Origin of the sequence: Vibrio genomosp. F10 str. 9ZD137, from assembly GCF_049974785.1 — a bacterium.
Taxonomy (GTDB): domain Bacteria; phylum Pseudomonadota; class Gammaproteobacteria; order Enterobacterales; family Vibrionaceae; genus Vibrio.
In genome coordinates, this window is the sequence record NZ_JBNGCJ010000886.1 from 1 (window position 1) to 5080 (window position 5080).

At 43.1% G+C, this 5080-nt stretch carries 5 protein-coding genes; 1 reads left to right on the top strand and 4 read right to left on the bottom strand.

The window, feature by feature from the left end; all coding sequences use genetic code 11:
- Nucleotides 1-377: 377 nt before the first annotated feature.
- On the bottom strand, nucleotides 378-1202 hold the full coding sequence (locus tag ACP45E_RS19760) for a DUF2797 domain-containing protein (RefSeq protein ID WP_017038665.1): 825 nt from the start codon (nucleotides 1200-1202) through the stop codon (nucleotides 378-380).
- 225 nt (nucleotides 1203-1427) lie between these two features.
- Here ACP45E_RS19760 and ACP45E_RS19765 point away from each other — a divergent pair, with 225 nt between their 5' ends.
- A complete protein-coding gene (locus ACP45E_RS19765; RefSeq protein ID WP_026026729.1) occupies nucleotides 1428-2735 on the top strand; it encodes a GGDEF domain-containing protein in 1308 nt (435 codons plus the stop codon).
- A gap of 47 nt (nucleotides 2736-2782) precedes the next feature.
- Here ACP45E_RS19765 and ACP45E_RS19770 read toward each other — a convergent pair whose 3' ends face one another.
- From ACP45E_RS19770 to ACP45E_RS19780, 3 genes are all read right to left on the bottom strand, one after another.
- Nucleotides 2783-3568, bottom strand: coding sequence for a SanA/YdcF family protein (locus tag ACP45E_RS19770; RefSeq protein WP_241790406.1), 786 nt, complete (start codon nucleotides 3566-3568; stop codon nucleotides 2783-2785).
- The gene (locus tag ACP45E_RS19775; RefSeq protein WP_017034403.1) at nucleotides 3541-3864 is read right to left on the bottom strand and encodes a DUF3392 domain-containing protein; all 324 of its coding nucleotides are present in this window, start codon (nucleotides 3862-3864) and stop codon (nucleotides 3541-3543) included. The genes ACP45E_RS19770 and ACP45E_RS19775 overlap by 28 nt, the downstream gene beginning before the upstream one ends.
- Before the next feature lie 77 nt (nucleotides 3865-3941).
- On the bottom strand, nucleotides 3942-5080 hold a 1139-nt coding region (locus tag ACP45E_RS19780; RefSeq protein ID WP_069585462.1), incomplete at its 5' end, for an NAD-dependent malic enzyme.

A 5080-nucleotide genomic window follows, 5' to 3' on the forward strand; every position in this document is an offset into this window, starting at 1 on the left:
ATTAGAAGGTTACAATGTTTCACGTCGCTCATTCTTGCTCCAATGCTAATGATCGAATAATTATTCGGATGATTGTATTGAAGATATGGGGACAAAGAAAGAACAAACAAGCTTGCTACAGTGATTTACCGGTGATTGGCGAGAAAACGGTCGTCTAGTAAAGAGGTGGCTTTAGTCACAATGAGTATGAACGTGAAAAGAGGTAACGTATTGAAGAACCTGAGATGTTAGGGCCCTTATTTGGTAGGAATGTACACATTGAGAAGAGTGTACTCATTGGTAAAAATAGTGGAGCCCCATCTTGATATTTAAAAAAAGGAGGCTCGATTAAGTGAACTACTTGTCTTGAGCAATGCTATCTAAAACGAATTCGAGCATTAGGCGCTTAATTCAACTTCGTAAGATGTGAATTTACGTATGTTGATCACCCCAGTATCAAAAATCAGATATTGCCCCTTAATGCCTTGGAGAACGCCTGTGACTTCAGGATTCTTATCAAAATTGTGAGAGGTGATTTTCACCGGGTGCTGATGAACTGGGTAGTTCAATGAGGTAATGTCGCTGGCTAATACTTCGATGGAATCATCACCATATTGCTGCTTAATTTCGTCAATTCTTGGCTGTACTAGTGGTAACAGTTGTTGGAAGTGCTCGTCTAATGGTAAGTCGTCACCATCTTGCTTAAGCAAAGTGCGCCAGTTTGTTTTGTCGCCAATGTGTTTTGCTAGCTCAATTTCAATCAGCCCGGAAATATGACGAGTTTTCACTTTGAATATTGGAAGTCCCTGTGTGGCTCCTTGATCAATCCATCGCGTTGGGATTTGGCTATGGCGAGTAATGCCTACTTTGATACTGGAGGTATTTGAGAGATAAACAAAATGATCGACCATGCAATTCTCTTCGCCCCATTGAGGCTCACGGCATGTGCCTTGTTCGTAGTGGCATGTTTCTGGCTTCATAATACACATATCGCAACTCGCCAGTTTTTTCATACAAACAAAGCAGTGACCTTGCGAATAGCTTTTCTTGGTTTTTTTGCCACATGAACTGCAAAATATATTACCAGTATGGGTGAGTGTAATCGGTTTACCGATATACGGGTTGAGATCGACTAACTGGTCTCCTACTGGTAATTGATAGTGGACTTGCTCCATTAAGGAAGCTGACATTTTCTTTAATGTACCGGTTACGGTTGCTGACATGACATGGCTCGTCTTTTTATGATTTGTTACTCATTCTAACAAACAAAAAGTGATTTAATAAAATGCCAATCATCTAAAGTAGAATATACTTATATTACGGTATTAAAAGAGATATCGTTATTTGCACACCATGAGTTTCCTGCAAAGCGGATCGGGTCGAATCCTTAGATTCTATGCTTGGAAGTTTTTGATTTTTCCAATGAGCTATGGGGTGAACACCAAAGCATGAACTTCGTACATAAATCGGTACTTTTTATGGTCGTGGTGACTATATCTACGGTTCAGCTGTACCTTATGTACGGCGATGGCCGAGTCAAAACCATTTCGCCAAACATGTACGCATTTTTACCCACCAGTGACGCTGCTAATGGCGGTCTGTCTACTTCTGAAGTGACGAGCGTTGGCGATTCCGCTGTGTTGACGTGTGAGGTTAGAGAGAGCGACTATCCTTGGCCTTATTGTGGTATTTCAATTCACTTGGACGCTAAAGCCGAAAATGGGCTCGATTTTTCGGGTTATCACACCGTCAGACTCGATGTTGATTTAGTGAATTTAACAGATAAGTCTCATCCAAGAATGCGCTTTTACATGCGTAACTTCAACCCAGAATACTCAAGTGTCGATGACGAGTATACCCATAAATACAATGGTATAGAGTACTCGCCAATCGAGGGGCAAGGTATTATTGAGATTCCGTTATACAGCTTACAAGTGATGACGTGGTGGTTGGTGGATAATAATATTCCAATTGCACACTCCGCCCCGGAATTCTCGAATATCAACAAAATAGAGTTTGCAACAGGTTCAGGCGTTGGCCCTGGTCAGTACCAAATGACAATCAATGAAGTGTCACTCGTGGGAGAGTTTATCCCGAGTGATCAGCTATTTATCTCATTGCTATTGATGTGGGTACTGGGTGGGAGCTTACTCTCTTTGAGTGAAATACGCCGCAATCATAGGTTGATTAATCAGTCGACGGCAAGGCAAGAACACTTGAAAAATATCAACCGCACTCTAAGAGCTCAAAATTTTCAATATGCCGAATTGGCTCACCGTGATGCTCTTACGGGGGCGATGAATCGTCATGCAATTCGAGATTGGCTTAAGGTCCAGTCGGAAAAATGCGCGAATGACAACGATTCTGTTGGCATTCTTTATGTCGATATCGACTTTTTTAAGGCGGTAAATGATCACTATGGTCACAGTATTGGTGACGATATTCTGCGTGAGTTTGTTATGGTGATCTTTAGCGTCATCAAACAAGAACATCGATTGGTTCGCTGGGGAGGAGAAGAATTTATTGTTTTTTGTTCTTCGGTAAGTCAAGCGGAAACGATGGAATTGGCCGAACATATTCGCCACTGCGTCGAAAACCATATATGGGTACATGGTGATCCATTGACGTGCAGCATTGGTGTGTCGATGTTAACTAATGAACGTTCAACAGAAGCCATCGCCAGGGCCGATGAAGCGCTCTATCTGGCAAAGCATTTAGGTCGAAATCGAGTTCAATTTATCGCTGGAAATCAATGATCTATTTCAGTTGATTCATTTCGGTTAGGCTGTGTACTTTCAATAGTTTATTGGGGTGAATTTTCGTCTAATAATGAACTGTTTTCAGGTGGGCCTTCCAATACTCGGCTATTAACAATGGGTTCTTTGGGCCCCAAAAATTTTGGCTGAGTATTGATGATGTAGAGGTCGAGAAATGCCTTTGCTCTAGCAAAAACCTCTCTAAGCCGAACTTTGACACCCCAATGATTTTTAGGGCCAGACACCGCAAGGCACTGGGCATTGATATTATGGTGCTCTGCAATGAAGAGTGCGCGCTCACAGTGGAATCGTTGTGTGATGATAAGAAAATCGTCACTATCAAATATCATTCGCGCTCGTACGACGGAGTCTAAGGTTCTAAATCCGGCGTAATCGAGATGAATATTGCGTTCTGGTATTTCTGCTTTTAACAGGTCACGCTTCATTGTCCATGGTTCGTTATACGATCGATGAGCGTTGTCACCGCTGAGCAAGAAATCGTCAATTTTACCCTGTTGAAACAGTTCAATGGCGGCATCTATACGGTGCACGTAGTATTCATTGAGTGTTTTCCCTAAGTACTTACTGGTGCCTAACACGACAGCGACGTCATAGTGCTCAATTGATTGGCTGTTTGAAATAATGGAATCAGAGGTACGCCAGCTAATCCAACGATCAATAGAGATTAACAATAACGCGATCAAGGCCGTCGCAACTAATGCATAGCGAAACACCTGAAGGCAAAACCGCCAGGAAATTCGGGTATGAAGAATGCGGATACGAAGGTTATTGATTAATCGCACGATCAAATTTGTCGATTCCGTTGAGCCCATAATCCAATAATAATAAAACTGATTAGAACGGTAAAAAACATCATACCAGAGTTCAGGCCAGAGAGTGTGCGAGATAGGTAAGGCGTTGCTTTTACGATGAAAAACCCATAACCAAAGGCGTTGACTAAAATAAAGGCTAACGTTCGGAGAATAAAGTGATGTGAGCGTAGCAAGTTTCTAAGGACTCGGTTTATCTCTGAGCCAAATACGACGAGTGTACAGGCAATCAAAGCCGTAGAGACTTCATACATATAGGGGTTTAGATAGCGGCCAAGTGGCGCTAACAAATCAAACATAGGAACCTCAAAGGAAAAACCTTGCCTAAGCATCTTATCCAAGTTAGGCAAGGGAACAGTCGATTAAAATGAATCGATTAAAATGCAGTTCTCTTATAACGGCGATATACAGGTTGCCAGAAATGCTGCTCGATTGCCGATTCAATGGCTTCATCTGTGATTTCTAACGCAACACCCTGTTGTATTGCTTTTTTAGCAACAGCGAACGCTATTTTCTTCGATACCGAGTGGATAGACTCCAGTGGAGGAAGCAGAGCACCTTGACCATTGATCGCAAGTGGTGAACATTCGGATAGTGCGCGGCTTGATTCCATTAACATTTCATCGGTAACGCGTTTTGCACTCACTGCTAGTACCCCTAACCCGATACCTGGAAAGATGTAACTGTTGTTACATTGAGCAATAGGGTAGGTTTTACCATCGTGTATGACAGGATCGAAAGGACTGCCCGTTGCGACTAAAGCTTCCCCGTTCGTCCAGCGAATAATATCGTTTGGTGTTGCTTCGACACGACTGGTTGGGTTGGATAATGGGAAGATAATCGGGCGTTCGCAATGCTTGTGCATCTCTTGAATAACTTCTTTACTAAATAATCCCGGAGCCCCTGACACACCGACCAGCACTGTTGGTCTAGCATTAACCATGACATCCAGTAAAGAGAACGCGCCGCTTTCTGTTTTCCAGTCTTTTGTGTCGGCATTCTTCTGTACCAAACGTTGTTGGAAGTCGAGTAGATTTGGCATACCTTCTTGCAATAAACCCCAGCGATCAACCATAAAGACTTGTGACCGAGCTTTCTGGTCGCTGATGCCCTCAGACACCATTTGGGCGATGATTGCTTCAGCAATACCACAACCGGCTGAACCTGCCCCTAAAAAGGTCACTCGTTGCTCAGATAATTGACTGCCAGCCGCTTTACATGCTGCCAGTAAAGATCCCACGGTGACTGCCGCGGTCCCTTGAATATCATCGTTGAAGCAACAAACGCGGTCTTTATATCTTTCCAGTAAAGGCATGGCATTCTTTTGCGCAAAATCCTCAAATTGAATCAATGCATCTGGCCAACGTCGTTGAACGGCCTGCATAAATTCTTCCACAAACTCTGCGTATTCTTCACCTGTAATTCGAGGGTTTCTCCAGCCCATGTACATTGGATCCGCAAGTCGCTGCGGGTTATTAGTACCAACATCCAGTACGATAAGATCGGAAGAGCGGT